The 24,253-nt window shown below is 68.6% G+C and carries 26 protein-coding genes; 12 read left to right on the forward strand and 14 right to left on the reverse strand.

Annotation, left to right across the window (positions count from 1 at the left end; genetic code table 11):
- Positions 1-70 precede the first annotated feature (70 nt).
- The 5 genes from ACO1BU_RS04260 to ACO1BU_RS04280 are packed head-to-tail and all read right to left on the reverse strand — an operon-like array spanning position 71 to position 5,246.
- A complete protein-coding gene (locus tag ACO1BU_RS04260; RefSeq protein WP_424134667.1) occupies positions 71-520 on the reverse strand; it encodes a GNAT family N-acetyltransferase in 450 nt (149 codons plus the stop codon).
- On the reverse strand, positions 517-1,227 hold the full coding sequence (locus ACO1BU_RS04265; RefSeq protein WP_424134668.1) for a sulfite exporter TauE/SafE family protein: 711 nt from the start codon (positions 1,225-1,227) through the stop codon (positions 517-519). The genes ACO1BU_RS04260 and ACO1BU_RS04265 overlap by 4 nt, the downstream gene beginning before the upstream one ends.
- Positions 1,228-1,234: 7 nt before the next feature.
- The gene (gene tldD / locus ACO1BU_RS04270; RefSeq protein ID WP_424134669.1) at positions 1,235-2,680 is read right to left on the reverse strand and encodes a metalloprotease TldD; all 1,446 of its coding nucleotides are present in this window, start codon (positions 2,678-2,680) and stop codon (positions 1,235-1,237) included.
- Positions 2,677-4,167 carry a PAS domain-containing sensor histidine kinase gene (locus ACO1BU_RS04275; RefSeq protein WP_424134670.1) on the reverse strand — a complete coding sequence of 497 codons (1,491 nt, stop codon included), beginning with the start codon at positions 4,165-4,167 and terminating at the stop codon, positions 2,677-2,679. Before ACO1BU_RS04275 ends, tldD begins: the two co-directional genes overlap by 4 nt.
- Complete coding sequence (locus ACO1BU_RS04280) at positions 4,164-5,246, reverse strand: COX15/CtaA family protein (RefSeq protein ID WP_424134671.1); 1,083 nt, start codon at positions 5,244-5,246, stop codon at positions 4,164-4,166. Before ACO1BU_RS04280 ends, ACO1BU_RS04275 begins: the two co-directional genes overlap by 4 nt.
- A 174-nt stretch (positions 5,247-5,420) precedes the next feature.
- Between ACO1BU_RS04280 and ACO1BU_RS04285 the strand changes: the two genes are divergently transcribed.
- The 3 genes from ACO1BU_RS04285 to ACO1BU_RS04295 all read left to right on the forward strand — a co-directional run bounded on the left by ACO1BU_RS04285 (position 5,421) and on the right by ACO1BU_RS04295 (position 7,855).
- Positions 5,421-6,230, forward strand: a complete 810-nt coding sequence (locus ACO1BU_RS04285; RefSeq protein ID WP_424134672.1) for a glycosyltransferase family 2 protein — start codon at positions 5,421-5,423, stop codon at positions 6,228-6,230.
- Positions 6,227-6,937 carry a TVP38/TMEM64 family protein gene (locus ACO1BU_RS04290; RefSeq protein ID WP_424134673.1) on the forward strand — a complete coding sequence of 237 codons (711 nt, stop codon included), beginning with the start codon at positions 6,227-6,229 and terminating at the stop codon, positions 6,935-6,937. The genes ACO1BU_RS04285 and ACO1BU_RS04290 overlap by 4 nt, the downstream gene beginning before the upstream one ends.
- A gap of 153 nt (positions 6,938-7,090) precedes the next feature.
- Complete coding sequence (locus ACO1BU_RS04295) at positions 7,091-7,855, forward strand: SGNH/GDSL hydrolase family protein (protein ID WP_424134674.1); 765 nt, start codon at positions 7,091-7,093, stop codon at positions 7,853-7,855.
- 50 nt (positions 7,856-7,905) lie between these two features.
- On the opposite strand, the gene ACO1BU_RS04300 is transcribed toward ACO1BU_RS04295, so the two are convergent.
- On the reverse strand, positions 7,906-8,622 hold the full coding sequence (locus ACO1BU_RS04300) for a hypothetical protein (protein ID WP_424134675.1): 717 nt from the start codon (positions 8,620-8,622) through the stop codon (positions 7,906-7,908).
- A 20-nt stretch (positions 8,623-8,642) separates the two neighbouring features.
- Between ACO1BU_RS04300 and ACO1BU_RS04305 the strand changes: the two genes are divergently transcribed.
- From ACO1BU_RS04305 to ACO1BU_RS04335, 7 genes are all read left to right on the forward strand, one after another.
- The gene (locus ACO1BU_RS04305) at positions 8,643-10,073 is read left to right on the forward strand and encodes a GTPase (RefSeq protein WP_424134676.1); all 1,431 of its coding nucleotides are present in this window, start codon (positions 8,643-8,645) and stop codon (positions 10,071-10,073) included.
- Between the two features lie 65 nt (positions 10,074-10,138).
- Complete coding sequence (locus ACO1BU_RS04310) at positions 10,139-11,074, forward strand: 2-hydroxyacid dehydrogenase (protein WP_424134871.1); 936 nt, start codon at positions 10,139-10,141, stop codon at positions 11,072-11,074.
- A gap of 281 nt (positions 11,075-11,355) precedes the next feature.
- Positions 11,356-11,562, forward strand: a complete 207-nt coding sequence (locus ACO1BU_RS04315) for a cold-shock protein (protein WP_424134677.1) — start codon at positions 11,356-11,358, stop codon at positions 11,560-11,562.
- A gap of 137 nt (positions 11,563-11,699) precedes the next feature.
- Positions 11,700-11,930 carry a hypothetical protein gene (locus ACO1BU_RS04320; RefSeq protein ID WP_424134678.1) on the forward strand — a complete coding sequence of 77 codons (231 nt, stop codon included), beginning with the start codon at positions 11,700-11,702 and terminating at the stop codon, positions 11,928-11,930.
- Positions 11,931-11,980: 50 nt separating this feature from the next.
- Positions 11,981-12,172 (forward strand): hypothetical protein, encoded by a 192-nt coding sequence (locus ACO1BU_RS04325; protein WP_424134679.1) that lies wholly within the window; start codon positions 11,981-11,983, stop codon positions 12,170-12,172.
- Positions 12,173-12,238: 66 nt separating this feature from the next.
- On the forward strand, positions 12,239-12,874 hold the full coding sequence (gene trhA, locus ACO1BU_RS04330) for a PAQR family membrane homeostasis protein TrhA (RefSeq protein WP_424134680.1): 636 nt from the start codon (positions 12,239-12,241) through the stop codon (positions 12,872-12,874).
- A gap of 409 nt (positions 12,875-13,283) precedes the next feature.
- The gene (locus ACO1BU_RS04335; RefSeq protein WP_424134681.1) at positions 13,284-13,670 is read left to right on the forward strand and encodes a response regulator; all 387 of its coding nucleotides are present in this window, start codon (positions 13,284-13,286) and stop codon (positions 13,668-13,670) included.
- 12 nt (positions 13,671-13,682) lie between these two features.
- On the opposite strand, the gene ACO1BU_RS04340 is transcribed toward ACO1BU_RS04335, so the two are convergent.
- Positions 13,683-14,513, reverse strand: coding sequence for an aldo/keto reductase (locus ACO1BU_RS04340; RefSeq protein WP_424134682.1), 831 nt, complete (start codon positions 14,511-14,513; stop codon positions 13,683-13,685).
- Between the two features lie 72 nt (positions 14,514-14,585).
- Here ACO1BU_RS04340 and ACO1BU_RS04345 point away from each other — a divergent pair, with 72 nt between their 5' ends.
- The gene (locus tag ACO1BU_RS04345) at positions 14,586-15,245 is read left to right on the forward strand and encodes a hypothetical protein (protein ID WP_424134683.1); all 660 of its coding nucleotides are present in this window, start codon (positions 14,586-14,588) and stop codon (positions 15,243-15,245) included.
- Here ACO1BU_RS04345 and ACO1BU_RS04350 read toward each other — a convergent pair.
- Genes ACO1BU_RS04350 through ACO1BU_RS04365 form a run of 4 tightly spaced genes read right to left on the reverse strand, consistent with a single transcriptional unit; the run spans position 15,242 to position 19,086 of the window.
- Positions 15,242-15,925: a GTPase gene (locus ACO1BU_RS04350; RefSeq protein ID WP_424134684.1), complete on the reverse strand. Its 684-nt coding sequence runs from the start codon at positions 15,923-15,925 to the stop codon at positions 15,242-15,244. The two genes, ACO1BU_RS04345 and ACO1BU_RS04350, sit on opposite strands and share 4 nt — an antisense overlap.
- A 4-nt stretch (positions 15,926-15,929) precedes the next feature.
- On the reverse strand, positions 15,930-17,339 hold the full coding sequence (locus tag ACO1BU_RS04355) for a TRAP transporter large permease (RefSeq protein WP_424134685.1): 1,410 nt from the start codon (positions 17,337-17,339) through the stop codon (positions 15,930-15,932).
- Between the two features lie 37 nt (positions 17,340-17,376).
- Positions 17,377-17,925, reverse strand: coding sequence for a TRAP transporter small permease subunit (locus ACO1BU_RS04360; RefSeq protein ID WP_424134686.1), 549 nt, complete (start codon positions 17,923-17,925; stop codon positions 17,377-17,379).
- Between the two features lie 42 nt (positions 17,926-17,967).
- Positions 17,968-19,086 (reverse strand): TRAP transporter substrate-binding protein, encoded by a 1,119-nt coding sequence (locus ACO1BU_RS04365; protein WP_424134687.1) that lies wholly within the window; start codon positions 19,084-19,086, stop codon positions 17,968-17,970.
- Positions 19,087-19,318: 232 nt separating this feature from the next.
- Here ACO1BU_RS04365 and ACO1BU_RS04370 point away from each other — a divergent pair, with 232 nt between their 5' ends.
- Positions 19,319-19,540, forward strand: coding sequence for a hypothetical protein (locus ACO1BU_RS04370; RefSeq protein ID WP_424134688.1), 222 nt, complete (start codon positions 19,319-19,321; stop codon positions 19,538-19,540).
- A gap of 19 nt (positions 19,541-19,559) precedes the next feature.
- Here the strand turns inward: ACO1BU_RS04370 and ACO1BU_RS04375 are convergent, their stop codons facing one another.
- Genes ACO1BU_RS04375 through cheB form a run of 3 tightly spaced genes read right to left on the reverse strand, consistent with a single transcriptional unit; the run spans position 19,560 to position 24,246 of the window.
- Positions 19,560-21,440, reverse strand: a complete 1,881-nt coding sequence (locus tag ACO1BU_RS04375; protein ID WP_424134689.1) for a response regulator — start codon at positions 21,438-21,440, stop codon at positions 19,560-19,562.
- Positions 21,437-23,158 (reverse strand): ATP-binding protein, encoded by a 1,722-nt coding sequence (locus tag ACO1BU_RS04380; protein ID WP_424134690.1) that lies wholly within the window; start codon positions 23,156-23,158, stop codon positions 21,437-21,439. The genes ACO1BU_RS04375 and ACO1BU_RS04380 overlap by 4 nt, the downstream gene beginning before the upstream one ends.
- Before the next feature lie 29 nt (positions 23,159-23,187).
- Positions 23,188-24,246, reverse strand: coding sequence for a chemotaxis-specific protein-glutamate methyltransferase CheB (cheB, locus tag ACO1BU_RS04385; RefSeq protein ID WP_424134691.1), 1,059 nt, complete (start codon positions 24,244-24,246; stop codon positions 23,188-23,190).
- Positions 24,247-24,253 lie beyond the last annotated feature (7 nt).

Consider the following 24,253-nt stretch of genomic DNA (forward strand, 5'->3'; position numbering starts at 1 on the left):
GCCTTCCGGCCGGGCGGAAACCACACCGGCGGAGCGGCTCGGGGCCAGCGTTTCGGCCCGAAGGCCGCCGTCAGGACAGCCGGCGCACCATATAGACGCGGCGGAACCCTTCCTCCTCGCGCCGCTCCGTCTCCGTGAAGCCGGCTTTCGCGTAGATGGCGCGGTTACGTTCCATCCGCTCATTCGTCAGCAAGCGCAGCTCGCGCAGGCCGAGGCGGCGTGCCTCCGTCTCGGCGAAGGCGAGCAGCATGCGACCGATCCCCTGGCCATGCAGCGCCGGCTCCACGGCCAGATCCTCGATCCAGAGATGGTCGGCGCGATCCTCGATCACCGCCAGGGCGATGATCGCGCCGTCCCGCTCCATTACATGCGCTTGCCCATGGGCGATCCGGGCGGCGAAGTCGTCATCCATCGGTGCCGGACGGCGGCCGAGCAGGGGGACGTAATGGGCATAGGCCCGCTCGACCAGCGCCTTGATGGCGGCGGCCTCTTCCGGCCGCGCGAGGCGCAGCGGGCTCATCCGGCCGCCACCAGCCCGATGCCGCCAGCCGCTGAGATGCCCAGTATGGCCCAGCGCAGCCTTGCTCCGTGCAGCCAGCGCCGCGCGGGGCCGGACAGCGCCGCCCCCAGCGCAATGCCCGGCAACAGCCCCAACGCCAGCCACACCTCCTGCCAGCCCAGCCGCCCCGCAGGAATGGCCATGCCGAGCAGGGTGAGATGCGCCAGCAGCCAGAACAGCCCGAGGAAGCCGCGCACTGCCTGGGCCGGAAGATGCGACACCACCAGCCCCATCAGCGGCCCGTGCACGCCGGAGATGCCGCCCATGACGCCCGAGACGAAGCCGGCCCCGGCCAGCATCGGCACTGTCGGCCGCAGCCGGGGCACCGCGATGGCCAGCGCGACTGCCATCAGCACCACGACCCCATAGCCCTGGCGCGTCGCCAGGGCCGGCTGCAGCACGGCCAGCGCCATGCCGATCGCCGTGCCGGCCGCGACCCCCAGCACGGAGGGCAGCAGCATCCCCGGCGGCACGGCGCGTGAATCCACCCGCCACTGGCCGAACATCATCACCAGCGCCGAGAGGATGAAGGGCACCGGAACCAGCCGCGGGTCGATAGCGACCAGCAGCGGCACCCCCACCAGCGTCAGCCCGAGCCCCGCCGAAAGCTGGACGATGGCGGAAAGCGCGACGACCAGATCGGCGAGGATGAAGTCCCAGAAGCCCACCTGGCGGTCAGACGGCCGTGCCGCCGATGGTCAGTCCCTTCATCTTCAGCGTCGGCTGGCCCACGCCCACTGGAACGCCTTGCTCCTGCTTGCCGCAGGTGCCGATGCCGGCATCCAGCGCCATGTCGTTTCCGATCATGGAAACCTGGGTCAGGGCGCTCGGCCCGTCGCCAATCAACGTCGCGCCCTTCACGGGGGCACCGATCTTCCCGTCCTCGATCATGTAGGCCTCGGAGGCCGAGAAGACGAACTTGCCCGAGGTGATATCCACCTGCCCGCCGCCGAAATTCACGGCGTAGAGGCCACGCTTCACGCTGCGCAGGATCTCCTCCGGCGCGTGCTCTCCGCCCAGCATCACCGTGTTGGTCATGCGCGGCATCGGAACATGGGCATGGCTCTGGCGCCGGCCATTACCGGTGGGCGCCACGCCCATCAGGCGGGCATTCTGCCGGTCCTGGATGAAGCCGGTCAGGATGCCATCCTCGATCATCACGGTGCGGCTGGTCGGGGTGCCCTCGTCGTCCACGGTCAGGCTGCCGCGACGGTCCGGGATGGTCCCATCATCCACCACCGTCACGCCCTTGGAGGCCACGCGCTGGCCCATCAGCTTCGCGAAGGCGCTGGTGCCCTTGCGGTTGAAGTCCCCCTCCAACCCATGGCCGATCGCCTCATGCAGCAGGATGCCGGGCCAGCCCGGGCCGAGCACGACCTCCATCTCCCCGGCCGGGGCAGGCACGCTGTCCAGGTTCAGCACGGCCTGGCGCAGCGCCTCGTCCACTGCGGCCTTCCAGTTCTCCTTGCCCAGCATACGGTCATAGGCGAAGCGGCCGCCCATGCCGTAGCTGCCGGTCTCGCGCCGCCCGTCCTTTTCCACGACGACGGAGACGTTCAGCCGCACCAGCGGGCGCAGATCGGCCACTTCGCGCCCATCGGCGCGCATGATCCGCACGGCCTGCCACTCGCCATAGAGCGAGGCCATCACCTGCACCACGCGCGGGTCGCGCCCACGGGCGAAGGCGTCGATCTCCGCCAGCAGCGCCGTCTTGGCGGCGAAATCCATCGCCTGAAGCGGATTGGCGGAATCGTAGAGGCGCGCATTGGTCGCGCGTGGCGGCTCGGCCACGCGGATCGCGCCATCGCCCGCCAGGCCGCGCACGGCAGCGGCGGCGCGGCGCAGGGCAGGGGCCGAGACCTCGCCCGCATGGGCATAGGCCGCCGCCGCCCCGCGCACCGCGCGCAGACCGAAGCCGCGCTGCGTGTCGAAGGTGGCGGAGCGGATGCGCCCATCCTCCAGGCTCAGCATCTCGCTTTCCCGGTATTCCAGGAACAACTCCCCGTCCTCGGCGCCCGAAAGGGCGTCGGCGGTAATGCGCCCGGCTTCCGCGGCGTCCATCTCGCGGAAGAACAGGCGGGCGGTGGCGTCCAGCGGCGCGTCGTTGATGAAGGCGCTCATGCCGAATTCTCCTCTGCCGGGGGCACCGTAAGCCGCGCGGTGGTGCCCTCTCCGGGGGTGCTGTCCAGTGTCAGGGTGATTCCCATCGCCTCCGCCAGCGAACGCGCCAGATATAGGCCGAGGCCGGAGCCCGAGTAGTGGCGGGTCAGGCCGCCCTCGAGTTGGGTAAAGGCTTCCATGGCGCGGGGGATGTCCTCCGGCGCTATGCCGATGCCCGTATCGGTGATGGTGATGACCGAGCCGCCATCCCGCGGCATTGCCGAGAGCGTCACCTCGCCCGCCGGCGTGAACTTGATGGCGTTCGACAGCAGCGCGTCCAGCACCTGCCGCAGCCTGGCCTCATCGCCGCGCATCGGCGGCAGCATCTCCGGGATGCGGAGGGTGAATCCGAGCCGGCCCCCGGCCGCCTTGAGCGCGGAGGCGGCTGCGGCATGCAGGACCGGGGCGGGATCGAAGACAGTGCCGCGCATGGCGACAGCTTCCGTCTCGATCCGCGTCGCCTCCAGCAGCCCGTCGACGAGCCCCAGAAGCTGCTGGCCGGCCGCCAGCACCTCCTCGGCATGGGCGCGCATCCTGTCGGGCTTGCCCTCCTCCAGGATGGCCTCGGAGAAGCCAATGACTGCATGCAGCGGGGTGCGCAACTCATGCGTCATCGTCATCAGGAAGCTCGTCTTGGCGCGTGAGGCGGCCTCGGCCGTGTCGCGGGCGGCCTGCAACTCCGCCCGGGCGCGCTGGTCCTCCGTCACGTCGCGGTAGGTGCGGATGAAGCCACCATCCGGGGTCGGATCGGTGCGGATCTCCAGCAGGGTCCCATCGGGGCGGCGGCGAATGTAGCGGCCGACATCCCGGACCGGCTGGGCGCCGCGCGCCTTGGTGAAGCGGCGCACTTCCTCCGGCGCCCCGAACTCGCCCGCAGCGATCTGCAGACCGCGCAATTCCAGGATATGACGGCCGGGCGCCATGTCCTCGACGCGCAGCCCACACATCTGCGCGGCCAGGGCATTTGCGGCGATCAGGGTGCTATTGAGGTCGAACAGCGCGACACCCTCGGGCTGGTTGTCCAGCATGGCCCGAAGGGTGGCCATGCGGCGCTCGGCCGCTGCCTCGGCCGCCACGCGGGCGGTCACATCCGTCACCACCGCCACCCGCCCGCCATCCGGAAGCGGAACGACGCGAACGGAGATGACGGTGCCGTTGGGCCGGGTCCGAACCTGCTCATAGGCCATATCGAAGGCAGAGCGCGCATTCCGCAGCGTCTGCTCCATTTCCGTCCCGAACTCGCCTGCGGCGATGCGGCGCGCGAGGATGTCCCCGTGGTTCTCGCCCACCTCCACCTCGGCTCCGGCCATGACACGCTGATAGGCGGCGTTCACCAGCCGCACGCGCCGGTCCGGGCCATAGACGCAAACACCATGCGGCAGCGCGTCTATCACGCTGCGGGTCAGTGAATCAGTTTGAAGGCCTTCCTGGGGTGGGGCGTCGCTCAAGCGGGTGGGCCTGTTCGGGGCCGGCGCAGCGCGTGCATCAGGATCAGCACAGCCCCCAGCACCGCCACCGCCACAGTCTGGTGCAGCGTGCCCAGCCAGACCGGCACGACCTGCAGCAGGGTCGCCACTCCCAGCGCGTATTGCAGCATGACCACCCCGGCGAGGCCCATGGCGGCTGCGCGAGCAGGGCCCGCTGGCAGGCGTGCCAGGGCCAGCCAGCCCAGTGCCAGGGCGGAAAGACCGGTCAGCGTCGCCAGCAGGCGGTGATTGAACTGCACCGCGGCCACGTTCTCGACGAGGTTGCGCAGGAAAGGGGTCAGTGCGGCATAGCCTTCCGGAATGATCTGGCCGCCCATCAGCGGGAAGGTGTTGTAGTCCAGCCCCGCCTTGATGCCGGCGACGAAGCCACCCGCCAGCATGGTCAGCACCACCAGCCCCGCGGTGGCATGGGCCAGCGGCCGCAAGGTCCGGGCCTCGGGCGGTGCGTTCCGGTCAGGACGCAGCAGCGACAGCGCGGTCCAGAGCAGCATCGCGAAGAGCAGCAGCGCGAGGCCGAGATGGATCACCAGCCGCCAGGGCGAGACGGCGGTGCGGTCCGCCTCGAAGCCCGAGGCGACCATGAACCACCCGACCGCCCCCTGCAGCCCGCCCAGGGCCAGCAGAAGCACCAGACGCTTGCCATAGCCCTGCGGGATGGCCCCACGCAGCCAGAACCAGACCAGGCCGGCGGCATAGACCAGCCCGATCAGCCGGCCCCAGAGCCGATGGGTCCATTCCAGCCAGAAGATGCCCTTGAAGCCCTCCAGCCCGAAGCCGCGATTCACCAGATGGTATTGCGGGATGGTGCGGTAGAGCTCGTAAAGGCGGTTCCACTCGGCATCGCTCATCGGCGGCAGGGTACCCCGCAAGGGCGCCCATTCCATGATGGACAGCCCCGATCCGGTCAGCCGCGTGGCACCGCCGAGTGCCACCATGACCCAGACCATCACGGCCACGGCCAGCAGCCAGAAAGCGACTGCGCGGGTGCGCCCGGCCGGCGTGGCGGTGCTAAGGTAAGGAGCCTGGGCGTCGAAGGGCATGATGTCCGATAAATGACGTGGGCGGCGCGGGCCGCAAGCGCAGGGAAGTATGCCTGCCCATGTGGGGCAAGGGGAGCTTGCAACCAAGCCGCTGTCCGTTTGTTTCATCTTGCTGGCGTTCCGACGGGGCCGCGCTGGACGTGCTGCCCGGCCCCTGCTACCCCCCGCCGCCGCATGTCCCCGCCCTTTCCTCCGCTCGACCGGCCGGCGCCCGGCGCCCTGGCCGCCGGCGGGCCGCCGACCTTCCTGCCCGGGGGCGGGCCCCTGATCAGCGTCGTGGTGCCCGTGCGGAACGAGGCCCCGAACATTGCCCCTCTGGTGGCCGAGATTGCGGCCGCCCTGGCGGGCGTGCCACATGAGATCATCTACGTGGATGACGGCTCGACCGATGGTACCGCCGCGGCGGTGCGCGCGGCGCCGGCCCCGGTGCGCCTGCTGCGTCATGCGGCCTCCTGCGGACAGTCGGCCGCCGTGGTCACGGGCATTCGCGCCGCCCACGCTCCCTGGATCGCGACGCTGGACGGGGATGGCCAGAACGATCCCGCCGATATCCCCCGGCTCTGGGCGCGCGCCCAGGCAGAAGGAGCGGACACGCTGGTCGCGGGCTGGCGCACCACCCGCAAGGACAGCTGGACCAAGCGCCGCACCAGCCGCATCGCCAACCGCGTGCGCGCCCGCCTGCTGGGCGACGCGACGCCGGATACGGGCTGCGGGCTGAAGGTTTTTCCGCGGGAGCTGTTCCTGGCCCTCCCGCATTTCGACCACATGCACCGCTTCCTGCCGGCCCTGGTCCTGCGAGGCGGCGGCCGCGTGGTGAGCGAACCGGTGGGCCATCGCCCCCGGACTCGCGGTGTCTCGAAATACGGTACGCTGGACCGGCTCGCGGTCGGGGTCGTGGACCTGTTCGGGGTAATGTGGCTGCAGCACCGCTGGAAGCGCCCCAGGCTGCTGCCCGACGATACCGATCCGCCGGCTGCCGCGTGAGCGCCACCTCCGCCCCCGGCACGCCCGCCACCCGTACGCGCCGCGCCCTGACCGCCGCCGGGCGGATGGCACTGATGGCGGCCGGGCTAGGGGTGGCGGGCTGGATCATCCGCATGCTCGGCTTCGCCCCGGGTGGCGAGACCGGCATGGCCTGGGTGGACCACTGGATCCGCGGCCAGGGGTTGTGGGGGGAGGCTGTGTTCCTCGGCGTCGGCACGGCCGCCGCAGCGGCCGGGTTGCCACGCCAGGCCGTTGCCTTCCTGGGTGGCTATGCGTTCGGTGCCCCGATTGGCACGGCGCTGTCCCTGGTGGCGCAGGTGCTGGGCTGTGCCGTGTCCTTTAGCTGGGCGCGGCTGGTCGGGCGCGGCTGGGCCGCGCGGCGTCTGGAGGGGCGTTTCGGACGCCGCCTGCGGCCGTTGCACGACCGCCTGACAGCCAAGCCCTTCGGCGCCACCCTGGCGCTGCGGCTGCTGCCCGTGGGCAACAATCTCGCCCTCAACCTGCTGGCTGGGCTGTCCGGCCTGCGGATGGCGCCCTTCCTGGCCGCCTCGGCCCTTGGCTACCTGCCGCAGACCCTGGTTTTCGTCCTGCTGGGGGATGGCGTGGCCGTGGACCGGACGGCGCAGCTTGTCCTCGGCGCGGCGCTGTTCGTGGTTTCCGTCATCCTGGGCGTGTGGCTGCTTCGGAGAGAGCCGCCGGCGGGCTGATCCTCACCCGAGCCGTCAGCTTCGACCCGTGACGGCTGGCGAAGGCCGGAATGAATGACGGGGCGCCCCATTCAGGTGCCGCTTCTTCAACCGTTCAGGCGTTTCACCCACCACTCAGCCCGGCTTTGCGGGCCTCGTTAAGGGTGGCATGCGATGCAGGCTCCGATTTCCTCCACCACGCATCGCCGGGACGCAATCGGTGGTTTGGCCGCGGCGGGGCTGGGTGTGGCTGCTGGCGCGGCCCACGCCCAGGCCGTTCTGCCGGGGGCCACAGGGCATGTCGTGCTGCTGGGCGATTCTTCCTTCGACAACAAGGCTTATGTGGGCGGTCAGCCCGATGTGGTGACCCATCTGCGCGGGCAGGTGCCGCATCCATGGCGCGTGACGCTAGCCGCCAGGGACGGGGCGGTGGTGAGCGACATCGGCAGGCAACTGGCCCAGATCCCGGCCGATGCCACCCATCTGGTGGTTAGCGTCGGCGGCAACGATGCCCTCCGGCGGGAAGGGATCTTCAACGAGGCGGCGCGGAGCGTCGGCGAGGCTGCGGGCAAGCTGGCGGAGCTGCGCGAGGCCTTCCGGCGGGATTACGGCGCCATGCTCGATGCGGTGCTGGCACGAGGTCTGCCAGTGGCGCTCTGCACCATCTATGACCCACGCTTCACGGACCCGCTGCGCCAGAGGCTGGGCCTGATGGGCCTAACTTTGTTCAACGATGGCATCAGCCGGGCCGCTTTCGCCCAGGGGCTTCCCGTGCTCGATCTGCGGCTGATTTGCGACGAGGACGCGGATTTCGCCAATCCGATCGAGCCCTCCGGCCAGGGAGGGAGGAAGATCGCCGCGGCGATCGTGCAACTCCTTTCGGAGCATGATTTCAGACGGCGCCGTTCCGGCGTGTTCACGGGAAAGCCTGCCCGCTAACGACGACGAGGCGGGCTGCGATCCGGGGCCGGATGCAGGATGAGGGAAGGCTAGCCCCCCAGCCCGCCTCGGAAAGGCAGCAGAAGAAGCTCGTACCAAGCCATATGCGCCACCCCGTAGAGCCCGGCCTTCCACATCAGGGCGGATCGGAAGCCGAACATCACCACCAGCATCGGCAGCAGCCCCAGTGCCGCCGTCCAGAGCAGCTCCCGCCGCACGGGCCGGCTCAGCGCGTCGGCCAGGGCCAGGGCCACGCGGTCCCGATCGTCCTGATAGACCACCCGTGCCAGACGCAATCCGAAACGGGGGACAAGGGAAGCGGCGCGGCCGATCTCCTCCATCTTCGCCTCCAGCATCGTGATCGCGTAGCGCGCCAGGACGAAGAGGGCGAATCGGAACACCGATGCGCCGCGCAGCAGGAACAGCGCCCGGGCCAGCGGCCAGGCCGAGACGATTCCCTGGGCGAAGTGCACGAGGTACCAGAACAGTACCGCCCCCGCCGCGATCAACGCCCAGGTAATGCTGGGCAGGTAGGGTGTGATCGCCGCCAGGAAGAAGAACACGGCCGTGACGCCGATCGCGACCAGCGCCTCCTCGGCGACGTAGCGGAACACGGCGTTGCCGATGAAGGCCTCCACAGCCGGTTCCAGCTCAGCCGCCAGTTCCGCCTCGCTTCCCGCAAGCAGGGCGGCGATCAGCGAGGCGCTGTCACCCTCCTGGGAGGGTGCCGCCAGGCGGGGCGGCTCGGGTTGGACGGGCTGGGCCATGCCGGGCAGAGTCGTCCCTGATGTTCCGCAAGTCGGTCAAGCCCGATCCGATCGCCGTCGCCCTGGACCATGCCCGCCGGGCAGTGGCAGGCGGTGATCCCCTGCCTCTGCTCCTGCTCTGCACGAAGCAGGAGCGGGCGGAGATCGCCGCGGCTGCCAGATTGGCCGAGACCGAGCCGCTCTCCCTGGCCGCGGCGTTGCGGCCCATGTTGGTGGAGGGCGCCGATGTGCCACCCGTCCTGCCGGCGCTGCTGACGGCGCTTCGGGTGCGGAAACTCTCCGCGCTCGGGGAGACCTCGCCGGTGGTGCGGGGCTTCACCCGGCCAGCGCCAAGGCGGGGAAGCTGGGTCGGCCGGCTGCTTGGCCGCGGCGCCACCCTGCTGGACGACGCCGTGGGCGCCGTGCCTGGGCTGGAGGAGCGGTTGGCCGGGATGCAGCGTTGCAACGTGCTGCTGGCCGGGCGGTCCGGCGCGGGCAAGAGCACGCTGGTGAACGCTGTCTTCGGCCATGTGGTGGCCGAGACCGGGGAGGGGGCGCCGGTTTCGACTGTCGCCACCTGGTACCGCCATCCCTGCGCGCCGCTTTACCTGGCCGATACGCGCGGGCTGGAGCCGGGCGCCTATCGCGAGACGCGGGAGGCCGTGGGGGCGGAACTATCCCGGCTGGCGGCGCTGGAGGAGGAGGAACGGCTGCACCTCGCCTGGCTCTGCATTGACGCGGCTGGGGAGCGGGTGGAGCCGGCGGACCAGGAGCTTGCCCGGCTGTTGGCGGAGCAGGGGGTGCCGGTGATCATCGTGCTGACCAAGGCCTGGGGGGAGGACAGGCTTTCCGACACTGTCCGCAGCTCGATCCCGCAGGCGCGGGCGGTGCTCCGGGTGGTGGCCGCGCCGCGCCTCTTTCCGGGAGGGGCAAGGGTCGAGGCGCAGGGGCTGGAGGCGCTGGTGGAGGAAACGGTGGCCGCCCTGCCCGAAGGCCGGCGCGCCGCCGCGGCCGCGGCCAATCTCGTGGCGCTGGCGCCGAAGATCGCGGAGGCGGAAGGCGCCATCGCCGCCCATGCCCGCATCGCCGCCGCCCTGGCCACGACACCCATCCCCTTCGCCGATGCCGCTCTGATCTTCGGTGTGCAAGCCAAGATGATCGTAGATGTGACCGTGCGCCTGGGCACCCCGGCCGAGGAGATGCCGCTGAAGGCCGTGGCTGCCGCCCTGCTCGGCCCCGCCGCCGCCGGGGTCGGCGGGCGCGTGGCGGCGCGGGCCTTGGGCACGCTGCTGAAATTCGTCCCGGGCGTGGGCAGCGTCGCGGGCGGGGCAGTGAACGCCGCGGTGGCCTATGGGCTGACCACGGCGCTGGGCCAAGCCTATCTCTCCTTCCTGCGGGATCGCTGGGCGGTGCTGCAACGGCCGCCCAGCCTGCAAGAGGTGGTTGCCTTCCTCGGGCGCTTCCGGGGGTAGCGCCATCGGCCCGCCGGGACCATGCTGCGCCGCATCAACCGACGGAAAGCCTAGCCTTGAAGCCCGTGATCCTGATGGCCCCGCGCCTGCCCGCGAGGATCGTGTCGATGCTGGAGGAGCACTACACGCTGCTCGGGCCGATGGAGCGCTCAGCTCCGGACGCCCTTCCGCCGGGTGCCGAAGCGGCGCGGGCCCTGATCACCCTCGGTCATTTTTCCACCGATGACGCGCTGATGGCGGCCCTGCCTTCGCTCGGCCTCATCCTCTGCTACGGCACGGGCTTCGAGGGCGTGGACTTGGCCGCCGCCGCCGCACGCGGGATCCGGGTGACCAATGCAGGCGAGGCGAATGCGGACAGCGTGGCGGAGTTCGCCATGGGCGTGGTGGTGGCCAGTGGCCGCAAGATCGTGGAAGGTGACCGCTTCGTCCGGGAGGGGCGCTGGACCGGCAATGCCGTCGAGCGCCTGCCCCTGGTGCCCGGCCTGATGGGCAAGCGGATGGGCATCTACGGTCTGGGTGCCATCGGCAAGCGCATCGCCAGCCGTGCGGCCGCCTTCGGTATGACAATCGGCTATCACAACCGCAGGCCGGCAGCGGGCGTGGATTACGAATACCATACTTCGCTGGAAGCCCTCGCGCGCTGGTCGGATGTGCTGATGGTTTCAGTGCGTGCGGCGCCGGAAAACCGCTATGCCATCAATGCGGAAATCCTTGAGGCCCTTGGCCCGCGGGGAATTGTGGTGAACATCTCCCGCGGCAGCGTGGTGAATACAACGGCGCTGTGCGACGCGCTGGAGCGCAAGGTGATCGCCGGCGCGGCGCTGGACGTGTACGAAAACGAGCCGGAAGTACCCGAACGGCTGAAGGCCATCCCAAACGTCGTGTTGACGCCGCATATCGCGGCCTATGCGGAAACAGCGCAGTTCGCGCAGCAGGAAGTGGTAATGAAGAACCTCGCGGCCTTCCTGGCCGGGAATCCACTAATGAGCGTGGTGACCTGAGCGGACCGGCATGCGGCCCCATTCCTGAAGAGCTGGGCGACCCATACGAGTGCCTTTTGCGCCTCCGCCTCCGTTTCTGTCCTCGGAACAGTTCCTGGTGCGATTACTCTCGCAGCTTGAATGGGGCGTCCCGTCTCACCAAATTCTACTTATCATCCTCGTTGGGTTCGGCCTGCTCTCCTTGCTCCTCCGGAGCGCCGAGCCCGGTGTCCGTCTCTCTCCTGAGTTTGATGCGGTCCTGGGTATCCAGGACCGGTATTTCTTTGCGAACGGATACCCTCATGGCTATCGGCACTGTTAAGTGGTTCAACTCGACCAAGGGCTTTGGCTTTATTCAGCCGGAAGACGGTTCCAAGGACGTTTTTCTGCACATTTCCGACGTTCAGCGCTCTGGCATCCAGGAGCCGCGCGAGGGCGACCGGGTTGAGTATGAGCTGCAGCGTGGTCAGCAGGGCCGGGTTTCGGCCAGCAACCTGAAGGCGGCCTGACGCTTTCGCCGCCAGCAGGCGGCACCGGCGGAAAGGAAGGGCAATGCCCCTCCCTTTCCGCAACTCACGCCACTGATCTCCGATCGGTTGGCCTGTCGATGACGAGGCCGGTTGATCGCGTCCTGAAAGGGAAGCCTATGCCGCGCCACAGTTTCGAGGTCGGTCAGAACGTTGAGATTATTGCCGGCCACCTGACTCCGCGCGATGCTCTTGGCGTCTACACCGTCGTGCGACTTCTGCCGAATGACGGGGTTGACCGTGAGTACCGCGTCAGGAGCACGCATGACGGGCATGAGCGTGTGGTCAGCCAGAGCCAGATGCGACTCGGGCCGACGGCCGCGCTCGGGAAGAACATCCCGCTTGCCTGAATTTAAACTATAGGGCGCAGTCGCGCCCCTTTTTGTGCTGGGGACATTTCGTGTCGCAAGGCAAAGCCAAACCTGACGTGGTCGAGAAGGTTGGCCATGAGGCGACCGAAGACCTGATTGCTCAACTCGCCAAGCGGCACCGCATCTCTACCGCCATTGTGGCGGAGATCGTTCGCAAGCTGGGCTCTGCGGAGCGCAGCGCGATCGAGCGCGAGATCCAGCGCGGCAAATCCCGGCGGTAATCCTTGGACCGCCTCGATCCTGCTCCTGAGGCATTGAGCGCCGCTGGCGGGAGTGAAGAATGGGGGGTGCCCCGTGCAACCCGCCTTCTCTCCGGGCCAGAGCAGGCGGCCGATGCTGCTGTGCTTGTCCTGGGCGCCGCCGCGGCTGTGGTGGGCAGTCTTTTCCTCGCGACGATCTTGCCACCCGGCACGGTCGCCATTCTCGCGCTCGGCCTCTACGCGTTGGGACTTTTGGCAAGCTTCTGCTTTTCGGCGGTCTATAACTTGGCGCCTCCGGGGCCCTCCAAGGCGTGGCTGCGCCGGTGTGACCACGCGGCAATTTTCCTCCTGATCGCGGGCACTTATTCCCCTGTCGCCCTGCTGGCGATCGGCGGCATTCCGGGGATGGTCCTTTTCGCCTTCGTCTGGACAGGCGCAATTCTCGGAGCAGCCATCAAGCTTTGTGCGCCCCACCGCTTCGATCGGGCCGCCATCGCCGCCTATCTTCTTCTCGGCTGGGTCGGCGTATTCGCCTTGTTCCCGCTGATCCAGACCTTGTCTCCCTGGCAGCTTGGGCTCCTCGGCCTCGGCGGAGTCCTCTACAGCGTCGGCGTTCCGGTGCACCTGTCCAGGCTGCCCTATCACTCAGCCATCTGGCATGCCTCGGTTCTTGCGGCGGCCATCTGCCACTATCTCGCTATTGTCCTGATCGCAGGTCATTGAGGCGCCTGTGCTGCAGGGGCGGCATGCTTCTCCGGCGGCTTCCCCTCTCCGCCGACTGATAACGTGGCCCGTTTTGTTCTATGTTTGTGAAGCGTGGTGCCAGATTACCGCCGCCGGAAACCGCAAAGCTTTCGCCGCCTTAGGGCACGGAGGTCGTCCGTTCCGAAGGACAGCCTTTGCCCAGCTGTGTCGCGATGCCGATGACGGACGCTGCGGACCTGCGTCGCCGGTGGCGATGGCCGTCGCGCTGGCGTACTCAGAAATAGCGAGCCTCACGAACGGCGCGAGTTCCAGAGTTGACGGTAACTCGATCGCCACCATGTCCATCTGATTTCGCGCCTGCGCCGAACATATCGCTGTCCTGTGCGTTAAAGCATGTAATGGACGCATAGGAAGCGGCAGTCAGCCGATGCATGATGTAGTGGTTCTCGAGGATGATGACCTGGTGCGGGATGTCCTGACGGACATCATCGAAGCAGAGGGCTTTGCCGTCCGTTCCGCCGCCTCGGCCGACGATGCCATCGCACAGATCGAAGCCGCAGGCGGATGCGATCTCCTGCTGACTGATGTCGACCTCGGTCCGGGCGCCAATGGCTTCGATGCCGCCAAGGCGGCGCAGGAGCGTCATCCCTCTCTGCCCGTCATCTATCTCACAGGGCGTCCGGACCATGCCAACAACCGGCATTTCGGGCCGAAGGAGCGTTTCCTTGGCAAGCCCTTCCGCACGCGGGACCTAAGGGAGGCGATGCGGAGCCTGGGCGTGAAGCCCCCCCACCCCGGCTTTTCCGCGGACTGACTCACCCGTTCCCTAGAGCATGGCGAGCGGTTGCTTGCGCCGGGGCGGCGGGAAGGCGGCGTCCAACTCGCGCAGATCGGCCTCGGTCAGAATGATGTCGCGCGCGGCAACATTCTCGCGCAGATGGGCGGGATCGCTGGCTTTGGGAATGGCGATCACGCCAGGGCTCCGCAGCGTGAAGGCAAGGGCAATAGCGGCCGGGCCGGTGCCATGCCGCGCCGCCACCGACCGCAGCGCCGGGTGCCGCAGCAGGCGTCCGCCCTGGCCCACTGGGGAATAGGCCATCACGGGCATCCCATGGTCCCGGCAGAAGGGGAGCAGGTCATATTCCGGCCCGCGTGCCTCCAGATTGTAGAGAACCTGGTCCGTCGCGCAGTCCGGTAGGGCGGCACCGAGTTCCTCCAGATCCTCTACATCCAGGTTGGACACGCCCCAGCGGCGGATCTTTCCGTCCTCGATCAGCCGCTCGAACGCCTCCACCGTCTCGGCCAGCGGCACGCTGCCGCGCCAGTGCAGGAGGTAGAGGTCAATCGCCTCCACCCCCATCCGGCGCAGGCTGGCCTCGCAACTCCGGGCCATGCGCGTGCGGGAGGCATTATGGGGATAGACCTTGCTGACCAGGAAAACTTCGTCGCGCCGGCCGGCGATGGCATCGCGCACCACCTCCTCCGCTCCGCCATCGGCATACATTTCGGCCGTGTCGATCAGGGTAAGGCCGAGATCGAGGCCCAGCCGCAACGCATCCGCTTCGGCCCGCCGGTCGGCCCCTCGCTCCCCCATATGCCAGGTGCCCTGGCCGAGCGCCGGAACCTCGGTGCCATCGGGCAGGCGGACATGGTGCATGGGCGGGTGTCTCCGGATGAGGTCACGTGAAAGGGCCACACAAGGCCGGCCGTCCGTGCGAATGTGGGCGGCATGATGCGGCTTGTCGCCCTCCTTCTGCTGCTCGCCATGCCGGCCCTGTCCCAGGGAACGGTGCCGGCCAAACCTGCCTCGCCGCAGGGCCAGACGGCGAGCTTCGGCCCCTGGCTGCTCTCCTGCACCACGGACCGCATGACCGACCGTGCGGAGTGCCGGATGCTGCACCGGCTGCCGGTGCAGCCCGCCTCGGCCGGCCTGGCCGCGCTGACGCTGGAGGTGGAGGATCGCGGCGGGCGGTTGGTGCCAGTGGTGGCGGCGCGGGACTTGTCGCTGGAGGGCGCGGCGCGCGGGGCATTGGCCCTGACCGGCACAGTGCAACTCCGCTTTCCGCCAAACCGGCTTTTCGAGATGCCCTGTGGGCTCGAAGGGCGTTCCCTGGTCTGCGCGCCGCGCGAGGGTGACCTTGTCCGCGCCGCCGCAGAACTGCCCGCCGCGGACCGCGTCCTGGTGCGGGTAACCGGGTTGCTGGTGCCTGAGGCGCAGGTGATGCAGGAACCCGTGGAGCTGCGGCTTTCCGAAACGCCCACCGCCCTGTCCTGGCTGCGGGCGCGCCAGCCGGAGGGCAGCACCCCGCCGCCGCCTTCCGGGCTGTGGGACCTGCGCGAGATGCTGTCGCGGCTCATGGGCCTGCTTGGGCCGCTGAACTCCCCCTAGCGGGGAAGCGGGTCTTCCACCCCAGGCAGAAAGGGGCGGGATGCGTCCCACAGCGCATCGAGGCCATGGGCCGGCATCAAGACCGCGCCATCCGCCCCGATCAGCGACCTTGTATTCACTGCCAGGACAGGCACATCGCCCATTGCCTGCCTGATCCGGGCGCGCAGCCCGGCATAGGCATCCGGCCCGGGTTCCGCATGGGTCAGCACGGCTAGAGCAGGGATCCCTGCCATCCGCAGCGCCTCCGCCACGGCGCCGAGCGTGCCTTGCCCGGTGAAGGCGCGCGCCGTCTCGGCGTTCATGACCAGCCAGGCCAGATGAGGACGGCGGGAGGCGGGCAGCGCCGCCAGGGAGGCCGCAAAAGCAGCCGCTTGTGCCTTGCTCGCCGCCGTTTCCAGCCCGCGCGTGTCGCCTAAGGCCAGAGGAAGGCCGGATTCCCGGCCATGCCAGGTGGTGGTGGCTGTCACCGGCATCCCGGCGCCGGCAGCGGCCGTGCCCTCGCCCAGGATGGCGTTCACCAAGGTGCTCTTCCCCGCGCCGGTCGGGCCGACAAGCAGGATGCGGGCACGATCAGCCGTCCAATCCGGCGCCGCCACCAGCCTGGAACGGAAAAGGCCCGGGATGGCGCCGCGAAGCGCCCCCCGGGCCCGGTCAAGGATGCGGCTCAGGAATCCCGCCATCGCCTTAATTGAAGGTGATGGGCGGCGCCTCCTCGCCCATATCGGGCATGGGCACCTCGATGCGGACGCTGTTTGGATCCACGCCCGTGCCTTTGTCGATCCAGTAGGTCACGCTTTCCGGCCAGAGGATCACGACGGCGACGAGCACGAGCTGCAGCAGCAGCCAGGGGATGGCGCCCCAGTAGATGTCGCGCGACAGCACGGATTTCGGCGCAATGCCGCGCAGGTAGAACAGCGCGAAGCCGAAGGGCGGGTGCATGAAGCTGGTCTGAAGGTTGATGCAGAGCAGGACACCGAACCACACTAGGTCGATGCCAAGCTTGGCGGCCACCGGGGCCAGCAAGGGCACGATGATGAAAGCGATCTCAAAGAAGTCGAGGAAGAAGGCCAGGAAGAAGACGAAGACGTTGACGAAGATCAGGAAGCCGACCTGGCCGCCTGGCACCGCCGACATCATGTGCTCCAGCCAGATGCCGCCATCGACGCCCTGGAACACCAGGGAGAAGACGGTGGCGCCGAGCAGGATGAAGATCACCATGGCGGTGATCCGCATGGTGTTCGACATCGCCTCCCGGATCAGCTTCCAGGAGTACCGGCCATTGACCCAGGCCAGCGCGACCGCGCCCACCGCGCCCATGGCGCCCGCTTCCGTTGGCGTGGCCAGCCCCATGAAGATGGTGCCGAGCACGAGGAAGATCAGGACGATCGAGGGCACCATCCCCTTCAGCACGCGCCAGATCAGCGGCCAGCCGCGCGTGCCCAGAGCCTCTGCCGGCAGGGGCGGCACCTTGTGGGGCGCGAAGATCGAGACGCCCGCGATGAAGAGCAGGAACAGCAGGATCTGCAGGATGGAGGGGCCGATCGCGCCCGCATACATGTCGCCGACCGAGCGGCCGAGCTGGTCGCCCAGCACGATCAGCACGAGGCTGGGCGGGATGACCTGGGTGATGGTGCCGGAGGCCGCGATTACGCCCGTCGCGATCCGCATATCATAGCCATACTTGATCATGATCGGCAGGCTGATCATGCCCATGGCGATGACCGAGGCGGCGACCGTGCCGGTGATGGCGCCGAGCACCGCGCCCACCAGAATGACCGCATAGGCCAGGCCGCCCGGGATCTTGCCGAAGAGCTGCCCCGTTCCCTCCAGCAGGTCCTCCGCCAACCCGCAGCGCTCCAGGATCGCGCCCATGAGGGTGAAGAAAGGAATGGAGAGCATCAGGTCATTCGACAGCGTGCCGAAGACCCGCAGTGGCAGGTTGCCGAGATAGGCCGTGGTGAAGAAGCCCAGCTCGATAGAGATGAAACCGAAGAACAGCCCCACCGCGGCCAGGGAGAAGGCCACGGGGAAGCCGATCAGCAGAAACACCACCAGCCCGCCGAACATCAGCGGCGGCATATAGTCCAGGTTCATGAGAAGGCCCGTCCAGTCGTCGTCTGGTGGTTCAGGTTCACTGCAAGGGCCGCTCGTAGGCGACGACCGCCTCGCTTTCGGGCCGCATGCCCCGCAGCAGGGCGATGCGCTTGATCAGCTCCGAGACGCCCTGCAGGGCGACCAGGGCGAAACCGACCGGCAGCAGGATCTTCACCGGCCAGCGGATCAGGCCGCCCGCATTCTGGCTGCCTTCGCCCCGGTACCAGCTGTCGAGAAAGAAAGGCCATGTCATCCAGGCCAGCAGAAGCATGGCCGGCAAGAGGAAGACGACGATGCCGAAGACATCCACCCAAAGCCGCGCCCGCTCCGACAGGCTGCCGAAGAGGATGTCCACCCGCACATGCTCGTTCCGGAACAGCGTATAGGAAGCCCCCAGCATCACCATCCCCGCGAAGAAGTACCACTGCACCTCCAGCCAGGCATTGGAGGAGTAGGAAATGCCGTAGCGCACAAAGGCGTTGCCGGCGCTGACCGCACAGGCCAGCAGCGTCAGCCAGTCCGCAATCCGCCCGAAAAAGGCGTTCACGTCATCCACCACACGGGAGAAGGCGAGCAGGGGCTTCATCGTCGTTTCCGGTCCTTTGCGCGTCGGCGCCGGGGCCGCGCCTTACCGGCGCGGCTGGGCGGCCTGCTGCTGCTCCTGCGCCTGCATCAGATACACGAAGCTGTCATATGAATTCTCGGCCACACGGAACCATTGGAGCTGGGTGTCGCGGAAGGCCTTGAAGTGGTCATACACCTTCTTGAAGCGCGGATTGGCCGCCGCCGTCTCGTCATACAGTTCGAAGGTCGCGCGGTAGCAGGCCTGCATCACCTCGCGCGGGAAGGCGCGGAGCTGCGCGCCTCCGGCAATCAGGCGCCGCAGCGCCGCCGGGTTCTGGGCGTCGTATTTAGCGATCGTCTCGATGGTGGCATCGCGGCAGGCGCTCTGCAGCGCATCCTTATAGAGCTGGGGCAGCTCCTCATACTTCGCCTTGTTGACATGGAGCGACAGGTTCAGCGCGCCCTCCCACCAGCCGGGGTAGTAGTAATAGGGAGCGACACGGTTGAAGCCGAGCTTCTCGTCGTCATAGGGCCCGATCCACTCGGCCGCGTCGATGGTGCCGCGCTCCAGCGAGGCGTAGATGTCGCCGCCCGCAATCTGCTGCGGCACAGCGCCCAGCTTCTGCACGACATTGCCTGCGAAGCCGCCGATACGGAACTTCAGGCCCGACAGGTCCTGAACTGTCTTGATCTCCTTGCGGAACCAGCCACCCATCTGGGCGCCCGTGTTGCCGGCTTGAAAGGAGACAATGTTGTAGCCCGCGAAGAATTCCTGCAGCACATCATGCCCGCCGCCAGCGTTCAGCCAGGCATTCATCTGGCGGAAATTCATGCCGAACGGGACCGTGCCGTCGAAGGCGAAGGTCGGGTCCTTGCCGGTGAAGTAATAGGACGCCGTGTGGGCGCACTCGATATTGCCCTGTTGCACCGCGTCCACCGTTCCGAAGGCCGGCACGATCTCCCCGGCCGCGAAGACCCGGATCTGGAACTTGCCGTCGGTCAGGGCGGCGACGCGCTTCGCTACGATCTCCCCCGCGCCATAGATCGTATCCAGGCTCTTGGGGAAGGAGGAGGCGCAACGCCAGCGCAACTCCGGCGCGGCCTGGGCCAGGGCCGGGGCGGCCAGAGTGGTGGCTGCTGCGGCGGCCAGTGGCGCGCCCGCAACGAAACGGCGTCGGTTCATCGGATGTTCGGACTCCCTTGGGCGGCCCGTCGAACGCGGGCGTTCGCTTCCGCAATAACCCTCCCCAGGCCGGCTGCCTAGCGGGGATCGCGATTCCGAGAGCCCCCTCCGGGCCTGGCTGTGGCAACGCGGCATCAAGGGAAAAAGGGTGCTTTCACCTTTCTTTCACCGACACAGCGGAAGGCTGACGGCGCCGGAGAATCCGGCATCCCCTCAAAAGGAGGCTAACCCGATGGTCACGCCGATCGCCCCGCCGGCCCGGCCCCGTGCGCTGTGCCCGATCCATTCCGCCGCTATCCTGGAAGGACCAGCCGGCGTCTCGTTGCACCTGCATGGCGCCGATGGGGCCATAACCCAGGTGCCGCTCACCCTTGCGGCGCTGCGGGAAATTGCCGCGCTCGCCGGCGCTACCTTGGCGGAATCCGCCGGGCAGGACCGCCTGCCGGGCCTGTGAACCCCGCCGCCAGGCTTGGCTATCCAGCTGTCTCCACGCCCAGCAGCAGCGCGATATGCTCCGCCAGATCCCTCTGGCGGTAGGGCTTGTGCAGAACGGGGATGTTGGCCGCCAGCTTGGCCAGCTCCGCATAGCCGGTGACGAGGAGGATCGGTAGATCCGGGCGCATCGCACGAGCGCGCTCGGACAGTTCTGCCCCCGTCATCCGGGGCATGGCGAAATCCGCCACCATCAGGCGCACGGAGGGATCCCGCTCCAGCACACGCAGCGCGGCCTCACCATCCTCGGCCTCCACCGTCTCATGGCCGAGATCGATCAGGAAGCCAGCCGTTACCTCGCGCACCGTGTCGTCGTCATCCACCACCAGCACGCGCACGGGCTGCTGCGAGGCCGGCGCGTCGCGCTCCGCATCGTTCTGTCCATCCGTCTCCACCAGGCTGACAGGCAGGTAGAGAATGACAGACGTGCCCTTGCCCGGTGTGCTGTCGATCGTGATGCCGCCGCCGGACTGGCGCACCAGCCCATAGACCATGGGCAGGCCCAGCCCCGTGCCTTTGCCGATCTCCTTGGTGGTGAAGAACGGCTCGAAGACGCGCGCCAGCACCTCGGGCGTCATGCCCGTGCCGGTGTCGGTGACGGAAACGCAGACATAGGCTCCGGCTGGCAGCTCGGGCACCTGATCCGCCGCCAGCGTCACGGCCTCAGTGGCCAGGGTGATGGTCCCGCCGCCCGGCATGGCGTCCCGTGCATTGATGCAGAGGTTGAGGACGGCGAGTTCGAGCTGCTCCGGGTCCACTCGTGCAGTATCGGGGGCGGCCGAAAGCGTCCGCTTCACCTCCACCGTGCCGCCCAGGGTGCGGGACAGCAGGTCGCCCATGCCGAGGATCAGCTGGTTCACGGAGACGCTTCGCAGCGCCAGGTCGTTCTGGCGAGAGAAGGAGAGCAGGCGCCGCGTCAGCGCCGAGCCGCGTTCCGCCGCCAGGGTGGCGTTCCGCAGCAGGCGCTGAAGGTCCGGCTGTTCCCGCACCCGCCGCCCGGCAAGGTGCAGGCTGCCGAGGATGGCAGTGAGCAGGTTGTTGAAGTCATGCGCGATGCCGCCGGCCATGGTGCCCAGGGCCTGCATCTTGTCGGCCTGACGCAGCCGTGCCTCCATCTGGCGCGCCTCCGTCACGTCCCGCCCAATGGTAACGAGCATGCCGTCCTGCAGGGGAACCCGGCTGACCTGCAGCCATCGCGTCGCACCCTCGGCACCGTGCTGCTCCACCACCTCCGAGACGGCGCCCTCCGTCAGGGCCGCCCGTTCGGTCCGGGCGAGGCGCTCGGCCTCCTCCGGCGGAAGGAAATCCGCCTCCTGACGGCCGAGGCAGGAATCGATCGTGGCACCGAGGCTGGCGGCCTTCGCCGCGTTCAGGCGGAGGAAACGCCCGGCGGAATCCTTGAAGGAGAGCTGGTCGGGCAGGTTGTCCAGCAGGCCGCGCAACAGGGCGCGTTCCGTCGCCAGGGCCTGGCGCAGCTCGTAGCGGTCCCGGGCGGCGGTGATCATGGCCACGAGCCCGGCTGGCTCCCATGGCTTGGCGGCATAGCCGGCGATGCGGCCGCGATTCAGTGCCCCCACCACCGCGTCCAACTCGGCATAGCCGGTCAGCAGCAGCGCCTCGGCATCCGAATGGGCCCGCGCGCGCTCCAGGAAGGCATCGCCCGTCAGGCCGGGCATGCGTTGGTCGGAGAGGATGACAGCGGGGTGCAGCCCTCCCGCCAGCATCTCCAACGCCCGCTCCGGCCGGGTGGTGGAGACGACTTCGAACTCCTCCTCCAGCAGGTCGGTCAGCGCCGTCAGGATCTCCGCCTCGTCATCCACGAGAAGGATGGTTGCCCGCCCGGCCTGTCTTTCCTCGCTCACGCCGCGGCCTCCACCGGGACGCGAATGGTGAAACGGGCGCCGCTGCGCCCGTCTTCCCATTGCGCATCGTCCACTACGATGCTGCCACGATGCGCTTCCACCACCGCATAAGCGATGGATAGGCCCAGCCCGGTGCCGGAGCCGACCGGCTTGGTGGTGAAGAAGGGCTCAAAAATGCGGGCGCGGATCCCCTCGGGCACGCCCGGGCCGGTATCGGAGATCGCGATCACGTAGTTCCCGTCCTCTACCCGCGTCGCGACGCGAATACGGCCCTCCCCATCGATCGCATCCGCCGCGTTGCCGATAATGTTCATCACCACTTGGTTCAGCAGGGCGGGCGAGCAACGCAGCACCCGCGGCGCGGTAAGGTCACGTTCCACCAGGATACGGTCGGACAGCTTGTGCGTCAGCAGGACCAATACGGTGCTGATGGCCTCCGGCACATCCACCTCCTGCGCGCCCGCCTCCTCAAGCCGGGAGAATTTCCTGAGATTCTGCACGAGTTCCTGGATGCGGCGCAGGCCGATCGTCATTGATTCCGCGCGCAGCCTGGCCTTTTCCACCGCCCGCGCCGCCTCGCTATCTTCAGTTACGCGCGCGGCCACCTGGCCGAGCAGGCGGGTCACGGTGCCCTGATGCGCCAGGATAAAGGCCAGCGGATTGTTAATCTCATGGGCGATCCCCGCCACCAGCTCGCCCAGGGAAGCCATCTTGGCGGCCTGCACCAGCTTGCCCTGGGTGTCGCGCAGGGCGCGGTTCGTGGATTCCAGCTCGGTATTGGCCCGCTCCAGCGCGCCGGCCAGGGCGGCGCGGGCTTCGGCGGAAGCAGCTTCGGCCCGGGCGCGCTCAACCTCCCGCAGCCGCTCGCGCATTGCGTTCTCGATACGCCGGTTTTCCTCGCGCAGCAGCTTGCGGCGGACCAGGGCGCGCACGCGCAGGCGGATGGCCTCCGCCCCAGCCTCGGCGGGCAACACGTCGTCCGCGCCCGCCTCAAAAGCGGCGATCGGAGCGGCGCGCGCACCCTCCAGCGCAACGATGCGGAAGCCCCCGCCGATGCTTGTGCCAGCGGACCGGATCGCGTCCAGCCGGCGGCACAGCGCCAGCCCGTCCTCCCCCAGTCCAGCCAGGTTCAGAAGGATTCCGTCCCAGGATTCATCAGGCCGGGATGCCGCGGTATCCGCCTCGGCCGTGCTCACCGCTTCCACGCTGTCGCCATCCCCGGCCAGCAGGGAGGAGAGCCACAACCGGTGCGTGGGGCTGTCATCCACAAGCAGCAGCCGGGCCCGGCGAAACTCCGTGCCCGGTGAATCCGGCATCGAATCCACATCGCCCACACTGCGCCGGAGCAGCGCGCGCATGCGCAGCAGGATCAATTCTCGCCCGGCCGATTTGGGCGCATAGGCGTCGGCGCCGCTCTCGAGCCCCTGCCGTTCCAGGTCGCCATGGGCGTCGCCCTGGGACCCTGTCAGCATCAGCACAGGCAGGGCCCGGGCCCGGACATTCAGGCGGATCCGGCGGACCAACTCGTCCCCGTTCATCCCGGGCAGGTGGTAGTCGGCGATCACCAGGGCGGGAAGGGGGCCGTTCAACTGCTCCAGGGCGGCCTCGGCCGTCGCGGCCCGGGAGACGGCAAAGCCTTCCGTCTCCAGCATCCGGCGGAGCTGGAGGGCCTGGGTCTCGGAATCCTCGACGAGCAGAATGCGGGGCGCTTCGCTCACCGCCTCTGGCCGCGATGCCGTTTCCGTGTTCACCCCTGCTCCGTCATCACCGCCTTCAGGAGGCGTGGTCCGATCAGGTCCAGCGGTAGTGAGGCCGAAACCCCGCCCAGCCGGGCCGCTGCCGCAGGCATGCCATAGACGATCGCGCTCGTCTCGTCCTCAGCAAGGGTCAGCCCTCCGGCGTTCCGTAGGGCAGTCAGTCCTCGCGCGCCATCCTCGCCCATGCCGGTGAGGACGATTCCCATGCCGCGGGGGCCGAGGGTCTGTGCCATGGACTGGAACAGCACATCGGCCGCGGGACGCTGGCCACCCACCGGCGGCGTTTCGCTCACCTGCATCAGCCCGCCTGCGGCCACTCCGAGATGCCGGTTTCCCGGTGCGACATACACATGGCCGGGCCGGGGCAGTGCCAGGTGTTCCGCCATCACCACCCGCGGCTCCACCAGCCCATCCAGCCAGGCCGCGAAGCCCTCCAGGAACGGGGCGCCCATATGCTGCACGACCAGCACAGGCACGGGAAAGTCGGCCGGCAGGGCGCCCAGCACGCGGGCCAGGGCCGGCGGGCCGCCGGTAGAGGCGGCGATGCCCACCAGGCTGGGCCGGGCACGGATAAGGGGTGGCTCGACGCGCCGCACCGGCTCCGGCGGAGCGGGAAAACGCGGCGCGCGCCGCCGGATCACCGGCACCTGGCTCATGATGTAGAGCTGGGTGCATATGGCCTCCGCCACCTGCTCCCAGCCCTCGCGGGTGGGGCCGAGCGGCTTTTCGACCACGGTGAGCGCTCCGGCCCGCAGCGCATTCATCGAGATCCGGAGCCCCTGTTCCTCCACCGCATCGGCAATCACCACGATGGGGGTGGGGTGCTCGGCCATGATGCGACGCGTCGCCTCCAGCCCATCCATCCCGGGCAGGCGGATATCCATGGAGATCACGTCGGGCCGCACCCGTCCCAGCTCGGCCAGGGCCTCCTCGGCCGAGGGAACGGCGGCGGCCAGCTCAAGCCGGGAATCGCGCGAGACGATATGCGCCAGAAGTTGGCGCACCACCGTGCTGTCCTCGACGATCATCACGCGCACGGGTGTGTTCAAGACAGGG

This window comes from Roseomonas chloroacetimidivorans (genome assembly GCF_049629625.1).
Lineage (GTDB): Bacteria > Pseudomonadota > Alphaproteobacteria > Acetobacterales > Acetobacteraceae > Roseomonas > Roseomonas chloroacetimidivorans.

Coding starts and splice junctions, on each gene's coding strand:
- ACO1BU_RS04260 (WP_424134667.1), bottom strand. CDS start 520: ATGAGCCCGCTGCGCCTCGCGCGGCCGGAAGAGGCCGCCGCCATCAAG.
- tldD (WP_424134669.1), bottom strand. CDS start 2,680: ATGAGCGCCTTCATCAACGACGCGCCGCTGGACGCCACCGCCCGCCTG.
- ACO1BU_RS04280 (WP_424134671.1), bottom strand. CDS start 5,246: ATGCCCTTCGACGCCCAGGCTCCTTACCTTAGCACCGCCACGCCGGCC.
- ACO1BU_RS04285 (WP_424134672.1), top strand. CDS start 5,421: ATGTCCCCGCCCTTTCCTCCGCTCGACCGGCCGGCGCCCGGCGCCCTG.
- ACO1BU_RS04295 (WP_424134674.1), top strand. CDS start 7,091: ATGCAGGCTCCGATTTCCTCCACCACGCATCGCCGGGACGCAATCGGT.
- ACO1BU_RS04300 (WP_424134675.1), bottom strand. CDS start 8,622: ATGGCCCAGCCCGTCCAACCCGAGCCGCCCCGCCTGGCGGCACCCTCC.
- ACO1BU_RS04305 (WP_424134676.1), top strand. CDS start 8,643: ATGTTCCGCAAGTCGGTCAAGCCCGATCCGATCGCCGTCGCCCTGGAC.
- ACO1BU_RS04315 (WP_424134677.1), top strand. CDS start 11,356: ATGGCTATCGGCACTGTTAAGTGGTTCAACTCGACCAAGGGCTTTGGC.
- ACO1BU_RS04320 (WP_424134678.1), top strand. CDS start 11,700: ATGCCGCGCCACAGTTTCGAGGTCGGTCAGAACGTTGAGATTATTGCC.
- ACO1BU_RS04335 (WP_424134681.1), top strand. CDS start 13,284: ATGCATGATGTAGTGGTTCTCGAGGATGATGACCTGGTGCGGGATGTC.
- ACO1BU_RS04340 (WP_424134682.1), bottom strand. CDS start 14,513: ATGCACCATGTCCGCCTGCCCGATGGCACCGAGGTTCCGGCGCTCGGC.
- ACO1BU_RS04345 (WP_424134683.1), top strand. CDS start 14,586: ATGATGCGGCTTGTCGCCCTCCTTCTGCTGCTCGCCATGCCGGCCCTG.
- ACO1BU_RS04350 (WP_424134684.1), bottom strand. CDS start 15,925: ATGGCGGGATTCCTGAGCCGCATCCTTGACCGGGCCCGGGGGGCGCTT.
- ACO1BU_RS04355 (WP_424134685.1), bottom strand. CDS start 17,339: ATGAACCTGGACTATATGCCGCCGCTGATGTTCGGCGGGCTGGTGGTG.
- ACO1BU_RS04360 (WP_424134686.1), bottom strand. CDS start 17,925: ATGAAGCCCCTGCTCGCCTTCTCCCGTGTGGTGGATGACGTGAACGCC.
- ACO1BU_RS04365 (WP_424134687.1), bottom strand. CDS start 19,086: ATGAACCGACGCCGTTTCGTTGCGGGCGCGCCACTGGCCGCCGCAGCA.
- ACO1BU_RS04370 (WP_424134688.1), top strand. CDS start 19,319: ATGGTCACGCCGATCGCCCCGCCGGCCCGGCCCCGTGCGCTGTGCCCG.